Raw genomic sequence first — 13,606 nt, 5'->3', positions numbered from 1 at the left:
TCGCACGCGGCCGGTCCGGCCTTCCGCCCGGAGCGGACGCGAGTCCCGCGCGCGCGACGGCGGCGCGGCCGGGTCAGCGCGGCCGGATCAGTGCGGCGCGGTCACCAGCACGAGATCGCCGGATCCGCCGCGCGTGAGCTCGACGCCGGCCTCGGCGGCCCAGTCGAGCAGCTCATCGACGGAGGCGAGGTCGCGACCGGCGAGTACCAGCGCCCGCACCAGCTCGCCCTTGGCCTTCTTGTTGAAGTGGTTGAGCGCGCGCACCGTCCCGTCCTCGCCGCGGGCGACGACGCGCACCACGGTCGAGTCGGCGTGGTCGGGCCGCGGCCCGAGCGCGGCGTAGCCGTCGGAGCGGAGGTCGAGGACGAGGCCGGGGATCCCCTCGAGCACCCGACGGACGGAGGCCATCCAGTGCGCCTTCATCCGGAGGCCCGGCACCCGGCTGTCGTGGGACAGCCGGTACGCGGGGATCGGGTCGGTCGCCATGACGGGCCCGAACAGGGCCGAGTGCACGGCGACGTGGCAGCCGGCGAACGCGAGCTGCCCCTCGTCCAGCGCGTCGGCGCCGATGGGGTCGTAGAGCACGCCGGTGTAGCGCCGGAGCGCCGGCATGGTGGGCGAGGACTCCACGAGGCGGTCGCGCTCCACCTCGCCCGCCTGACGCGGACCCAGCTTGAGGGCGCGCGCCGCCGCGTCGGGGTCCCGAGCGAGGTCCGCGACGGCCCGGACGATCGTCCTCCGCTCGGCCGTCAGCTCGGGGAACGCGAGCCGCCCGAGGTCCAGGCGGGATCCCTCGTCCCCGCCGTCGCGCTTGGTCTCGGACGGGGGCAGCAGGACGAGCACGGGACCTCCGGGGTCGGTCGGCGGGACGGGACGGGATGCGGCGGGACGGGGTGCGGCGGGACGGGATGCGGCGGGACGGGGTGCGGCGGGACGGGGTGCGGCGGCGGCCCCGCCCGGCGCCGCCCACCGCCCCGGGACGCACGAAGGCGGACGGCCCCCGAGGGGACCGTCCGCCGTCGGACGGATGCGGCGCTACGCGACCAGGGAGGCCTGGCGCGCGACCACGGTCACGTTGTCGTTCTCCACCGAGAGGAAGCCCTCGTCGGCGTCGGCCGTGATCACGGATCCGCCGTCCTGCGTGATGCGGACGTTGCCGGTCGCGAGGATCGCCAGGAGCGGCTCGTGACCGGCGAGGATGCCGATCTCGCCCTCGCTGGTGCGCGCGACGACCATGGACGCCTGCCCCGACCAGACCTGCTGGTCGGCGGACACCACGGTCACCGTGAGATCAGCGCGGGCCATGTCAGCCGTTCTCCTTCTGGATCTCGGACCAGCGGCGCTCGACGTCGTCGAGGTCGCCGACGTTGAAGAACGCCTGCTCGGCGACGTGGTCGTAGTCGCCGTCGGCGATCTTCGAGAACGACTCGATCGTGTTCTTCAGCGGCACGGTCGAGCCCTCGACGCCCGTGAACTTCTTCGCCATGTAGGTGTTCTGCGAGAGGAACTGCTGGATGCGGCGGGCACGGGAGACCGTGACCTTGTCCTCCTCGGAGAGCTCGTCGACGCCGAGGATCGCGATGATCTCCTGGAGCTCCTTGTTCTTCTGCAGGATCGCCTTGACGCGGGTGGCCGTGTCGTAGTGCGCCTGGCCCAGGTACCGCGGGTCGAGGATGCGGCTGGTGGACGTCAGCGGGTCGACGGCCGGGTAGAGGCCGCGCGAGGCGATCTCGCGGCTGAGCTCCGTGGTCGCGTCGAGGTGCGCGAACGTGGTGGCCGGTGCCGGGTCGGTGTAGTCGTCCGCGGGGACGTAGATGGCCTGCAGCGACGTGATGCTGTGGCCGCGGGTCGACGTGATGCGCTCCTGGAGCACGCCCATCTCATCCGCGAGGTTCGGCTGGTAGCCCACCGCGGACGGCATGCGGCCGAGCAGCGTCGAGACCTCGGAGCCGGCCTGCGTGAAGCGGAAGATGTTGTCGATGAAGAGCAGCACGTCCTGGTTCTTCACGTCGCGGAAGTACTCCGCCATCGTGAGCGCGGACAGGGCGACGCGCAGGCGCGTTCCCGGCGGCTCGTCCATCTGGCCGAAGACCAACGCGGTCTTGTCGAAGACGCCGGCCTCCTCCATCTCCATGATGAGGTCGTTGCCCTCACGCGTGCGCTCGCCGACGCCGGCGAACACGGACACGCCGCCGTGGTCCTGCGCGACGCGCTGGATCATCTCCTGGATGAGGACGGTCTTGCCGACGCCCGCGCCGCCGAACAGGCCGATCTTGCCGCCCTGCACGTACGGGGTGAGGAGGTCGATGACCTTGATGCCGGTCTCGAACAGCTGCGTCTTGGACTCGAGCTGGTCGAACATCGGGGGCTTGCGGTGGATGGGCCAGCGCTCGGTGATCTCGATCGGCTCGCCGCCGACGTTGTTCAGGATGTCGCCGGTGACGTTGAAGACCTTGCCCTTGGTGATGTCGCCGACGGGGACGGAGATCGCCTCGCCGGTGTCGCGCACCTCCTGGCCGCGGACGAGGCCGTCCGTGGGCTTGAGGGCGATGGCGCGGACCAGGTCGTCGCCGAGGTGCTGGGCGACCTCGAGCGTGATCTCCGTCGACTCCTCGCCGATGGTGATCGTGGTCTTCAGGGCGTTGTAGACCATGGGGATCGAGTCGTGCGGGAACTCGATGTCCACGACCGGGCCGGTGACGCGTGCGATGCGTCCGACGCCGGCCACCCTGTCGGTGTCGACCGGCGCAGTGGCGGTGTCAGTCATTGTCTCTCTCTTCTTTCGTGAAGCGGGGAAGTCTTACTTGGCGGAAGCGAGCGCGTCCGCGCCGCCGACGATCTCGGAGATCTGCTGCGTGATCTCGGTCTGACGCGCGTTGTTGCGCAGCCGCGTGTACGTGGTCACGAGCTTGTCGGCGTTGTCGCTCGCCGACTTCATGGCCTTCTGGCGCGCGGCGTGCTCGGAGGCGGCCGACTGCAGCATGGCGTTGAAGATGCGGCTCTCGATGTAGACGGGCAGCAGCGCGTCGAGCACGTCGCCCACCTCGGGCTCGAACTCGTAGAGCGGCAGGACGGCGCCGTCACCGGGAGCCTCCACCCCCTCGACGACCTCGAGCGGCAGCAGCCGGACGACCTCGGGCTTCTGCGTGGCGATCGACACGAAGCGGTTGAAGACGATGTGGATCTCGTCCACGCCGCCCTCGGACGCCTCCGTCACGAACTTCTCGACGAGCGCGTCGCCGATCGACTTCGCGGTCTCGAACTCCGGCTTCTCCGTGCTGCCGGTCCAGATGCGCTCCGAGGAGCGCTTGCGGAACTTGAAGTACCCGACGGCCTTGCGGCCCACCAGGTAGTACACGATCTCCTTGCCCTGCGAGCGGAGCAGCTCGGCGAGCTGCTCGGACTCCTTCAGGACGCTGGAGCTGAACGCGCCGGCGAGGCCGCGGTCGGAGGCGAAGATGACGATCGCCGCCCGCTCCACCTTCTCGGGCTCGGTCGTGAGGATGTGGTCGACGTTGGAGAACGTCGCCACCGCCGAGACCGCGCGCGTGACGGCGCGGCTGTACGGCGCGGACGCCGCCATCCGCTGCTGCGCCTTCTGGATGCGCGACGCGGAGATCAGCTCCATCGCGCGGGTGATCTTCTTCGTCGTCTGCGCGGACTTGATCTTCTGCGTGTAGACCCGGAGTTGCGCTCCCATGAGTCTCCCTATCGGTCTCGGTCGGTGGCGGATCGGTGAGGCGAGCGCGTCAGCGCTTGCCCTTGACGATCTGCTCCTGGTTGACGTCCTCGGCCTTGGCGGGCTCGAACTTCTCGGATCCCACGGAGGCGAGCGGCTTGCCCTCGCCCGTCTGGAACTCGAGCTTGAACCGGTCCACAGCCTTGTCGAGCGCGTCGGTGATGTCGTCGGTGAGGACGTTCTTCTCCTTGAGCTGCGACAGCACCTCCGTGTTGCGGTGGAGGTGGTCGAGCAGCTCGCGCTCGAAGCGCAGGATGTCCTCGACGGGGACCTCGTCGAGCTTGCCCTTCGTGCCCGCCCAGATCGAGACGACCTGCTCCTCGATGGGGAACGGCGAGTACTGGGGCTGCTTGAGCAGCTCGGTGAGGCGCGCGCCGCGGGCGAGCTGGCGACGGCTGGCCGCGTCGAGGTCGGACGCGAAGATCGCGAACGCCTCGAGGGAGCGGTACTGCGCGAGCTCGAGCTTCAGCGTGCCGGAGACCTTCTTGATGCTCTTCACCTGGGCGTCGCCGCCGACGCGGGACACCGAGATGCCGACGTCCACCGCGGGACGCTGGTTCGCGTTGAACAGGTCCGACTGGAGGAAGATCTGGCCGTCGGTGATCGAGATCACGTTGGTCGGGATGTACGCCGAGACGTCGTTCGCCTTCGTCTCGATGATGGGCAGGCCCGTCATCGATCCGGCGCCCAGCTCGTCCGAGAGCTTGGCGCAGCGCTCGAGCAGGCGGGAGTGCAGGTAGAACACGTCGCCGGGGTACGCCTCGCGTCCCGGCGGGCGGCGCAGGAGGAGCGAGACGGCGCGGTAGGCCTCGGCCTGCTTCGACAGGTCGTCGAAGATGATGAGGACGTGCTTGCCGCCGTACATCCAGTGCTGGCCGATGGCCGAGCCGGTGTAGGGCGCCAGGTACTTGAAGCCGGCGGGGTCGGACGCGGGGGACGCGACGATGGTCGTGTACTCCATGGCGCCGGCCTCCTCGAGGGCGCCGCGCACGGAGGCGATGGTCGAGCCCTTCTGGCCGATGGCGACGTAGATGCAGCGCACCTGCTTGTTCGTGTCGCCGGACTCCCAGTTGGCCTTCTGGTTGATGATCGTGTCGATCGCGATGGCCGTCTTGCCGGTCTGGCGGTCGCCGATGATGAGCTGGCGCTGACCGCGGCCGATCGGGATCATGGCGTCGATGGCCTTGATGCCGGTCTGCATGGGCTCGTGCACGCTCTTGCGCTGCATGACGCCGGGCGCCTGGAGCTCGAGGGCGCGGCGGCCCTCGCTCGCGATCTCGCCCTGGCCGTCGATGGGGTTACCCAGCGGGTCCACGACGCGGCCGAGGTAGCCGTCTCCGACGGGGACGGAGAGCACCTCGCCGGTGCGGCGCACCTCCATGCCCTCCTCGATGCCGGCGAACTCGCCGAGCACGATCACGCCGATCTCGCTCTCCTCGAGGTTCTGGGCGAGGCCCAGGGTCCCGTCGGCGAACGTGATGAGCTCGTTGGCCATGACGCCGGGCAGGCCCTGCACGTGGGCGATTCCGTCGCCCGCGTCGAGCACGTAGCCGACCTCGGTGGTCGAGGCCTTGCCGGGCTCGTAGGACTGCACGAAGTCCTTGAGCGCGTCCCGGATCTCGTCGGGGCTGATCGAAAGTTCTGCCATCTTCTTTCCCTTTGCATTCACGGGAGCCGACGGCCCCCGAGGTGACGCCCGCCGGTCAGGCGAACTGGAGTCTCAAATCGTTGATCCTGGTGGCGACGCTGCCGTCGATGACGTCGTCGCCGATCTGGACGCGGAGGCCGCCGACGAGGTCGCGGTCCACGACCTGGTTCAGCTCGACCCGCCGGGAGTACCGGCGGCTCAGTGCCTGCGCGAGGCGCTCCGACTGCTCGGGCGACAGGGGCGAGGCGACGCGGACGGTGGCGATGGTGAACCCCGCCTGGTCGGCCACGAGGGTGGCGGCGTGGCGGACGAGCTCCCCGATGCGGCGGCCGCGGGGCTGCTGCACGATCTGCTCGACGATGACCACCGTCTGCGCGGACGCCCGGCCGTCGAGGAGACGGTGGACGAGCGTCGACTTGGCGTCGGCGTCCCCGAGCTTGTCCCCGAGCGCGAGCTCGAGGGCGTCGTCCGAGGCGACGGCGCGACCGAAGGTGAACAGCTCCGCCTCGACGGGCGTGCCGTGCGGTGCCGAGATGGCGGCGGCGCGGATGCCGAGCTCCTCGATGCCCGCCAGCAGCTCGTCGTGCGACGACCAGCGGCCGTCGACGACCGCGCGGATGACGCGCAGCGCCGGCTCCTGCACGGTGGAGCCGAAGATCCGGCCCACGATGCTGTGCTTGACCTCCGGCGCGATGCCGGTGTCCGCCAGGGCGGAGAGCAGGTGCGTGGATCCGCCGATGGCGCGACCGGCTCCGAGGAGCTGATCGGCCGTCGACAGGTCGACGCCCCCGAGCTCCGCGAGGACGCGGCGAGCCGCGTCCAGCGACGCGCGCGATGCACTCCCCATCAGCTGGCGGATCCCGTCCTGCCGGCGGTCTCGCTGGCCTCCAGGTCGGCGAGGAACCGGTCGACGAGCGCGGTGGAGCGCTGGTCGTCCGTGAGGCTCTGGCCGATGACGCCCGACGCGAGGTCGATCGCGAGCGAGCCGACCTCCGAGCGGAGCGAGACGACCGCCTGCTGGCGCTCGGCCTCGATCTGCTGCTGGGCGCTGGCGGTGATCCGGGCGGCGTCGGCCGTGGCCTGCTCCTTGATCTCCGCGGCGATCGCCGTGGCGTCGACGCGGGCCTGCTCGCGGATGCGGCCGGCCTCGACGCGTGCCTCGGCCAGCTGGGCGGTGAGGTCGGCCTTCGCGGCGTCGGCCTCGGCCTGGGCGCGCTCGGCCTTCTCGATGCCGCCGGCGATGGCCTCGGTGCGACCGTCGAGCATGGCGTAGACGCGCGGGAGCGCGTACTTCCAGACGACGACCAGGAGGACGACGAACACGACCGCCGACCACACGATGTCGTAGACCGCGGGAAGGAGGATGCTCGGCGCTTCTTCACCTGCCGCCATCACGTTGTGGGGCGTGAGCATGTGCGTGTCCCCTAGTTGGTGAAGATGAAGTAGGTCGCGAGGCCGATGAGCGCGAGCGCCTCGGAGAACGCGATGCCGAGGAACATCGTGGTGCGGAGGCTGCCGGCCATCTCGGGCTGGCGGGCCATGGCCTCGACGGTCTTGCCCGCGACGATGCCGACACCGATGCCGGGGCCGATCGCTGCGAGGCCGTAGCCGACGGTCGCGATGTTGCCGTTGATCTCGGCGAGAATGATGGGGTCCACTGGGGTTTCCTTCCGGTTGGGTGATCTCGTTGGTCGACGAGATCGCTTAGTGCTCCTCCGCCACGGCCATCTGGATGTAGACGGCGGTGAGGAGGGCGAAGATGTAGGCCTGCAGGACGGCGACGAGCAGCTCGAAGAGCGTGAACGCGAACCCGAGGACGAGGGTGCCGGCGCCCAGGATCTTGAACGCGCCCTCCGCCTCGAAGAGGAAGAACCACGTCGCGGAGAAGCAGAGCACCAGCAGGAGGTGCCCCACGACCATGTTCATGAGGAGTCGCAGCGTCAGCGCGACGGGCCGGATGATGAAGGTCGAGAGGAACTCGATCGGCGTCAGCAGGATGTAGACCAGCTTGGGCGCCCCGGGCGGGAAGAGCGTGTTCTTGAAGAACCCGACCCCGCGGTCCTTGATGCCGGCGTAGATGAACGTGACGTACGCCACGGCCGCCAGCAGGAGCGGCAGGCCGATCACCGACGTGCCGGCGATGTTGAGGAAGGGGATGACGCCCGTGAGGTTCATGCCGAGGACCAGGAAGAAGATGGTCATCAGGATCGGCAGGAAGCGACGCGCGTCCTTCTTGCCGAGGATGTCCTCCGCGATGTTGACGCGGACGAAGTCGACGCCCATCTCCACGAGGTTCTGGCCGCGGCCGGGGACGAGCGCGAGCTTGCGCGTGCCGACGACGAACAGGACGACGAGGACCGCGAGCACCAGGAGCCTGATGAGCATGATGCGGTTGAGGTCGAAGCCCGTGCCCTCGAGGAAGGCGATCGGCGGGAAGAACTCCGACAGCGTGGGAGCGTGGAACCCCTCACCCGAGTCTTCAGCGGCGAGGGTGATGATGCTGGGTGCAGCGGTGGCTAACAGCGCTATCTCCTGTTTCGGGGCGTGGAGCGCGAGCTCTCGCGGCGACGAACGGATGGGGTGAGAAGACGCCGGCGTGAGGTGGATCTGGGCACGGCCCGACGGGAATCGTCACGAGAGAGACTATCAACAATGAGGGTGCCCTGACTAATCGCGTCCGCCCTGCCGGCACCCGGGCGGCGTGCGCCTAGCGTCCGGGCAGCTGCGCGTCGCTGACGTAGCCGACGCGGGCCTTGGTGATCACGATCATGTCCATCACCAGCGCGCCCACGACGCCCACGATCACGGTCACGAACAGGACGACCAGGTTGATCCACGGCTGCTCCTTGAGCGCCAGGGCGATCCCGAGGAACACCACGAACTTCAGCAGCCACGCGCCGAGCACGACGGAGAAGAAGATCGTCGGGTACACGGGCGACGACTGGTACCGGTTGGCGAAGAGGATGCTGCCGGCCGTGAGCCCGAGGAACACCAGGGCCATCGCGCTGCCGATGACGGCGCTCAGGAGTCCGCGGCCGCCGTCGACCGCGAAGCCCACGATGCCGCCGACCACCGCGATGGCGAGGGCGAGCAGGGCGCCGCCGAGGAGGATGCGCGCGAACACGTCCTTCTTCGCGGGACGCTCGGCGGGGGCGGGGGCGCTCGGGCTGTCGGTCATGCTGTCTCCTTGCTGGTCCCGCCGTGCGGGAGGTCGGTCGGTCGGATCGCGGCGGCCCCGGCGGCGAGGTCGGCGTGCTCGCGCTCGACGGCCTCGAGCTCGGACTCCGTGAGGCGCGCGAGCGGGCGGTCGACGGCGGCCTCGTCGAGCGGGTCGTAGGCGGCGGCGTCCTCGGACTCCGCGTCGGCGGGCACGAGCTGCGCGGCGGCCTCGAGGCGCTTGCGGCGGCTGAGCGGGGCGAGCGTGAGGACGGCGCAGACCACCATGCCCACGGCGATGAAGGCCACGCCCCACGCGTACGGCTGCACCACGAACATGAGCAGGCAGCCGGCGGAGACGACGCCCGTCCACGCGTAGAAGATGAGCGTCGCGTGCAGGCGCGAGTGCCCCATGTCGAGCAGGCGGTGGTGGAGGTGCTTGCGGTCGGCGCTGAACGGGGACTTGCCGGCCTTGAGGCGCCGGAAGACGGCGAGGGCGAAGTCGAGCAGCGGCACGATGAGGATCGCGAACGGCAGGAGGATCGGCAGGAACGCGGGCAGCAGCTGCGACCGGCCGAAGGTCTCGGGGTTCGGGTCGATCTCGCCCGTTACCGCGATGGCGCTCGTGGCCATGAGCAGGCCGACGAGGAGCGCGCCGGCGTCGCCCATGAAGAGCTTCGCGGGGTGCCAGTTGAACGGGAGGAAGCCGAGGCAGGCGCCGATGAGGATCGCGCTGATGAGCGAGGCGAGGTTGAACCGCTCCGTCTGGCCGGTGTCCGTGTCCGAGAGCAGGAAGCTGTAGAGGAAGAACGTGCCGTTCGCGATGATCGCGACGCCCGCCACGAGGCCGTCGAGGCCGTCGATGAAGTTGATGGCGTTCATGACGAGGACGATCGCGAAGATCGTCAGCATGATCGACATCTGCGACGAGCCGACCGTGAGGCCGCCGATGGGGAGCGAGGAGATCGCGACGCCCTGCCAGGCGAGGAGGCCGGCGGCGAGGATCTGGCCGGCCAGCTTGATCATCCAGTCGAGGTCGTAGATGTCGTCGAGGACGCCGATGACCACGATCATGAGCGCGGCGCCGAGGATCGCGATCACGGGGCCGGGGCGGTCGAAGACCAGGCCGAACCAGGAGACCTGCGAGGCGACGGCGAAGGCCACGAGGATGCCCGCGAACATCGCCACGCCGCCGAGGCGCGGAGTGGGGCGCGTGTGCACGTCGCGGGCGCGGATCGCCGGGTAGAGCCGGTAGCGGTAGCCGAGCTTCATGACGATCATCGAGAAGACGAGCGTGATGACCGCCGAGACGACCGCCATGGCGGCGTAGTAGGTCACCGGGGGTGCGCGGGCGGATCCGCGGGGGGCTCGGTCGCGGACTGCTCGGCGGGCGCGGCGTCGGGCTCGACGAACTCGGGGTAGGTGGGGCCGGCCTCGGGCGACGGGTCCGCGGGCTCGGCGGCCGGGTCCGCGGATCCGTCGACGCGCTCGGCGCCGCTCGCCGTGCCGCGGGGGGCCTCGGGCTCGTCGGGGGTCTCGGTGCGCTCGGTCGACGCCTCGGGCTCCCCCGGCTCGGTCGCTGCCGGCTCGGTGGCCGCCGGCTCGGCCGGCTCGGCCGGCTCGGCCGGCTCGGACGGCGCGGCGACCACCGGCTCGAGCTCGTCGCCGATGAGCTGCTGGATCTGCGCGCGCGTGATGGCGCCCTCGCGGACGATGCGGACGCGGCCGCCCGCCTGCGTGACGCGCGACGCGTCGACGATGGTCGAGGCCGCTCCCCCGGCGGCGCCGCCGTCGAGGAAGATCGAGACGGACTCGCCCAGCTGCTCGGCGGCGTCCTGCGCGGTCGCGGCGGCGGGCTGCCCGGTCCTGTTGGCGGACGAGACTGCGAGCGGGCCCGTCTCGGCGAGGAGCTCGAGCGCGAAGGAGTTCGCGGGCATGCGGAGCGCGACGGTGCCGCGGGTCTCGCCGAGGTCCCACACGAGGGACGGCTGCGCGACGAGGATCACCGTCAGGCCACCCGGCCAGAACTCGTCGACCAGGCGGCGGACGACATCGGGTACGAAGTCGGCCAGCGCGTCGAGCGTGGACTGCCCGGGGATGAGCACGGGCGGCGGGGCGTCGCGCCCGCGGCCCTTCGCGTCGAGGAGCCGCTGCACCGCGTCGGGGTTGAACGCGTCGGCGGCGATCCCGTACACGGTGTCCGTGGGGATGACGACGACCTCGCCGCGGCCCACCGCCTGTCGGGCGAGTCTCATGCCGGTGAGGAGGTCGGTGTCGACTGAGCAGTCGTAGATGCGCGCCATGTCGTCGCTCATCGTAGCCGAGCGCGTCGCCCCGGCCCTGAGCGGCGGATCCGCGCCGCGCCGACGCCCGCATACTGGGTCGGGTGACGTCCCGCCCCTCCTCCCCCGCCCCCGACGGGCTCCTGTTCGTCTTCGACATGGACGACGTGCTGTACGACCACGACTGGCGGGGGCCGGCGGACCGGATCACCGCCGCGACCGGCCACGACCTCGCGGAGCTGCGCCGCCGCTGGTACAACGACGACGGCGAGTGGGCCGCGGAGGCGGGGCGCTTCGACGCCGACTCCTACCTCGACGCGTTCTGCGCGGCCGTGGGCGTCGACCTGGACGAGGAGGAGTGGGTGCGCCGGCGCCGCGCGTCGATGGTCGTGCGGCCGTCGGCGCTCGAGGCCGTGGCGCGTGCCCGCGAGGCCGGGCGGATCACGCTGCTCACCAACAACAACGCGCTCGCCGCCCGGCACCTGCCGACGCTCGCGCCCGAGCTCGTGCCGCTGTTCGGCGTGGAGCACCTCCGGACGTCGAGCGGGTACGGCGCCCGGAAGCCGGACCCGGCGGTGTTCCGCGGCGTGCTCGCCGCGTACGGGCAGCCGGCCGCGCGCACGTTCTTCGCGGACGACCGGCTCGACAACGTCGCGTCGGCGCGCGGGCTCGGGATCACCGGGCACCACGTGCGGGGGCCCGGCGACCTGCTGCCCGCGGTGGAGGGGTTCATCCGGGCGCAGGCCTCGCGCGGTTGACCCGACGGACGGCTCCCCCGCCGGACCCGGCTCAGCGCAGCGCGGTGGTCGCGCGGTCGCGGCGCGTGAGGTCCTGGTGCGTCGCGGTGGCGCGCCAGCCGTCGGCGTCGAGGAGCGCGCGGATCGCGTCGCCCTGCAGCTCGCCGTGCTCGATCACCAGCGCGCCGCCCGGGTGCAGGAGGCGCCTCGCCGTCGTCGAGACGAGGCGGACGACGTCGAGGCCGTCCGGGCCGCCGTAGAGCGCGAGCGCGGGATCGTGCAGGCGCACCTCCGGGTCGCGCGGCACGGCGTCGACCGGGATGTAGGGCGGGTTGGACACGACGACGGACACGGTGCCGTCGAGCTCCGGGAACGCGTCGGCGAGGTCGCCGAGCACGAGGTCGACGTCGGTTGCCAGGCGGGCGACGTTCCGGGAAGTCCACGCGTGCGCCGCGGGCGAGACCTCGATCGCGTGCACGCGGGCGTGCGGCACCTCGGTGGCCAGCGCCAGCGCGAGGGCGCCGGATCCGGTGCCGAGGTCGACCGCGACGGGCGCCTCGCCGGGGGCGGCGCCCAGGGCGTCGATCGCCAGCTGCGCCACGTGCTCCGTCTCGGGCCGCGGCACGAAGACGCCGGGACCGACGAGGAGCTCGAGCGAGCGGAAGTGCGCCACGCCCGTGATGTGCTGGAGGGGCTCGCGGCGGGCGCGGCGCGCGGTCAGCTCGAGGACGCGCCCGGCGTCCGCGGCGGCCACGGCCGCGCGCGTGATCGCGCGCGACTGCACCTGCCCGCGGGAGAGGCCGAGGACGTGCCCGATGAGGAGCTCCGCGTCGACCGCGGGGTCCTCGATGCCGGCCGCGGCGAGCGTCGTGCCGACGCGCATGCGGAGGGCGTCCACGGTGTCCGGGACGCCCTCGCCGTCAGCCACGCGCGAGCGGGCGGCGCGCGGTGACCGCATGGATCACGCGTCGCCCCCGAGCGCGTCGAGGCGCGCCTCCTCGTCGGCCTGGATGCAGGACTCCACGACCGGGTCGAGGGCTCCGTCCATCACGGCGTCGAGGTTGTACGCCTTGTATCCCGTGCGGTGGTCCGCGATGCGGTTCTCCGGGAAGTTGTACGTGCGGATGCGCTCGGACCGGTCCATCGTGCGGATCTGGCTGCGGCGCACGGCCGAGGCCTCCGCGTCGATCTCCTCCTGCTGCTTCGCGAGGACGCGCGCCCGGAGGACGCGCATGCCGGCCTCGCGGTTCTGCAGCTGGCTCTTCTCGTTCTGCATCGCCACCACGATGCCCGTGGGCAGGTGGGTGATGCGGACGGCGGAGTCGGTCGTGTTCACCGACTGGCCGCCGGGGCCGGACGAGCGGTAGACGTCGATCTTGAGGTCGTTGGGGTCGATGGCGACCTCCTCGACCTCCTCGACCTCGGGGATCACGAGCACGCCCGCGGCCGAGGTGTGGATGCGGCCCTGCGACTCGGTCGCCGGCACGCGCTGCACGCGGTGCACGCCGCCCTCGTACTTGAGGTGCGCCCACACGCCGAGCGCGGGGTCGTCCGAGGTGCCCTTGATGGCGACCTGGACGTCCTTGTACCCGCCGAGGTCGCTCTGCGTCTGGCTGAGGATCTCGGTCTTCCAGCGGCGCGACTCCGCGTAGTGCAGGTACATCCGGAGGAGGTCGGCGGCGAACAGCGCGGACTCCGCGCCGCCCTCGCCCATCTTGATCTCCATGATGACGTCGCGCGCGTCGTCGGGGTCGCGCGGGATCAGGAGCCGCCGGAGCTTCTCCTGCGCCTGGTCGACCTCCTGCTCGAGGCCCGGGATCTCGTCGGCGAACGCCGCGTCCTCCTGGGCGAGCTCGCGCGCCGCGGCGAGGTCGTCGGTCAGCTGCGTCCACTCGGCGTGGGCCGCGACGATCCGGCTCAGCTCCGCGTAGCGGCGGTTGACCTTGCGCGAGCGCGAGGCGTCGGCGTGCAGCTCGGGGTCGCCCAGCTGCTGCTGGAGCTCCTCGTGCTCCTCCAGCAGCTGGACGACGGACTCGAACACGCG

At 71.3% G+C, this 13,606-nt stretch carries 15 protein-coding genes; 1 reads left to right on the top strand and 14 read right to left on the bottom strand.

Annotated features, from left to right (window positions below):
- Nucleotides 1-87: 87 nt before the first annotated feature.
- The 12 genes from yaaA to ACT7CP_RS05605 all read right to left on the bottom strand — a co-directional run bounded on the left by yaaA (nucleotide 88) and on the right by ACT7CP_RS05605 (nucleotide 10,846).
- Entirely contained in the window at nucleotides 88-843 is a 756-nt protein-coding gene (gene yaaA, locus ACT7CP_RS05660) for a peroxide stress protein YaaA (protein WP_445443683.1), read from the bottom strand.
- A gap of 192 nt (nucleotides 844-1,035) precedes the next feature.
- The gene (locus ACT7CP_RS05655; RefSeq protein WP_307502380.1) at nucleotides 1,036-1,305 is read right to left on the bottom strand and encodes a F0F1 ATP synthase subunit epsilon; all 270 of its coding nucleotides are present in this window, start codon (nucleotides 1,303-1,305) and stop codon (nucleotides 1,036-1,038) included.
- A 1-nt stretch (nucleotide 1,306) separates the two neighbouring features.
- Entirely contained in the window at nucleotides 1,307-2,767 is a 1,461-nt protein-coding gene (gene atpD, locus ACT7CP_RS05650) for a F0F1 ATP synthase subunit beta (RefSeq protein WP_191148681.1), read from the bottom strand.
- 33 nt (nucleotides 2,768-2,800) lie between these two features.
- On the bottom strand, nucleotides 2,801-3,700 hold the full coding sequence (locus ACT7CP_RS05645; RefSeq protein WP_445443682.1) for a F0F1 ATP synthase subunit gamma: 900 nt from the start codon (nucleotides 3,698-3,700) through the stop codon (nucleotides 2,801-2,803).
- 49 nt (nucleotides 3,701-3,749) lie between these two features.
- The gene (gene atpA / locus ACT7CP_RS05640; protein WP_413964008.1) at nucleotides 3,750-5,387 is read right to left on the bottom strand and encodes a F0F1 ATP synthase subunit alpha; all 1,638 of its coding nucleotides are present in this window, start codon (nucleotides 5,385-5,387) and stop codon (nucleotides 3,750-3,752) included.
- Nucleotides 5,388-5,442: 55 nt separating this feature from the next.
- Nucleotides 5,443-6,234 carry a F0F1 ATP synthase subunit delta gene (locus ACT7CP_RS05635; RefSeq protein WP_413964007.1) on the bottom strand — a complete coding sequence of 264 codons (792 nt, stop codon included), beginning with the start codon at nucleotides 6,232-6,234 and terminating at the stop codon, nucleotides 5,443-5,445.
- Nucleotides 6,234-6,800, bottom strand: coding sequence for a F0F1 ATP synthase subunit B (locus tag ACT7CP_RS05630; protein WP_445443681.1), 567 nt, complete (start codon nucleotides 6,798-6,800; stop codon nucleotides 6,234-6,236). Before ACT7CP_RS05630 ends, ACT7CP_RS05635 begins: the two co-directional genes overlap by 1 nt.
- Nucleotides 6,801-6,811: 11 nt before the next feature.
- Nucleotides 6,812-7,045 carry an ATP synthase F0 subunit C gene (locus ACT7CP_RS05625; protein WP_012037850.1) on the bottom strand — a complete coding sequence of 78 codons (234 nt, stop codon included), beginning with the start codon at nucleotides 7,043-7,045 and terminating at the stop codon, nucleotides 6,812-6,814.
- A 46-nt stretch (nucleotides 7,046-7,091) separates the two neighbouring features.
- Nucleotides 7,092-7,916 carry a F0F1 ATP synthase subunit A gene (gene atpB / locus ACT7CP_RS05620; protein ID WP_413964110.1) on the bottom strand — a complete coding sequence of 275 codons (825 nt, stop codon included), beginning with the start codon at nucleotides 7,914-7,916 and terminating at the stop codon, nucleotides 7,092-7,094.
- 178 nt (nucleotides 7,917-8,094) lie between these two features.
- Nucleotides 8,095-8,565, bottom strand: coding sequence for a Cg1360 family ATP-synthase-associated protein (locus ACT7CP_RS05615; protein WP_445443680.1), 471 nt, complete (start codon nucleotides 8,563-8,565; stop codon nucleotides 8,095-8,097).
- On the bottom strand, nucleotides 8,562-9,881 hold the full coding sequence (locus tag ACT7CP_RS05610; protein WP_445443679.1) for an MraY family glycosyltransferase: 1,320 nt from the start codon (nucleotides 9,879-9,881) through the stop codon (nucleotides 8,562-8,564). The genes ACT7CP_RS05615 and ACT7CP_RS05610 overlap by 4 nt, the downstream gene beginning before the upstream one ends.
- A complete protein-coding gene (locus tag ACT7CP_RS05605) occupies nucleotides 9,878-10,846 on the bottom strand; it encodes an L-threonylcarbamoyladenylate synthase (protein WP_445443678.1) in 969 nt (322 codons plus the stop codon). Before ACT7CP_RS05605 ends, ACT7CP_RS05610 begins: the two co-directional genes overlap by 4 nt.
- An 83-nt stretch (nucleotides 10,847-10,929) precedes the next feature.
- On the opposite strand from ACT7CP_RS05605, the gene ACT7CP_RS05600 reads away from it, so the two are divergent.
- On the top strand, nucleotides 10,930-11,583 hold the full coding sequence (locus ACT7CP_RS05600) for an HAD-IA family hydrolase (protein ID WP_413964002.1): 654 nt from the start codon (nucleotides 10,930-10,932) through the stop codon (nucleotides 11,581-11,583).
- Nucleotides 11,584-11,614: 31 nt separating this feature from the next.
- On the opposite strand, the gene prmC is transcribed toward ACT7CP_RS05600, so the two are convergent.
- The gene (gene prmC, locus ACT7CP_RS05595) at nucleotides 11,615-12,490 is read right to left on the bottom strand and encodes a peptide chain release factor N(5)-glutamine methyltransferase (RefSeq protein WP_445443677.1); all 876 of its coding nucleotides are present in this window, start codon (nucleotides 12,488-12,490) and stop codon (nucleotides 11,615-11,617) included.
- Nucleotides 12,491-12,523: 33 nt separating this feature from the next.
- Nucleotides 12,524-13,603: a peptide chain release factor 1 gene (prfA, locus tag ACT7CP_RS05590; protein WP_413964001.1), complete on the bottom strand. Its 1,080-nt coding sequence runs from the start codon at nucleotides 13,601-13,603 to the stop codon at nucleotides 12,524-12,526.
- Between the last annotated feature and the right edge of the window lie 3 nt (nucleotides 13,604-13,606).

This window comes from Clavibacter rahimiani (assembly GCF_052654495.1).
This window is presented reverse-complemented; position numbering and strand designations above follow the sequence as displayed.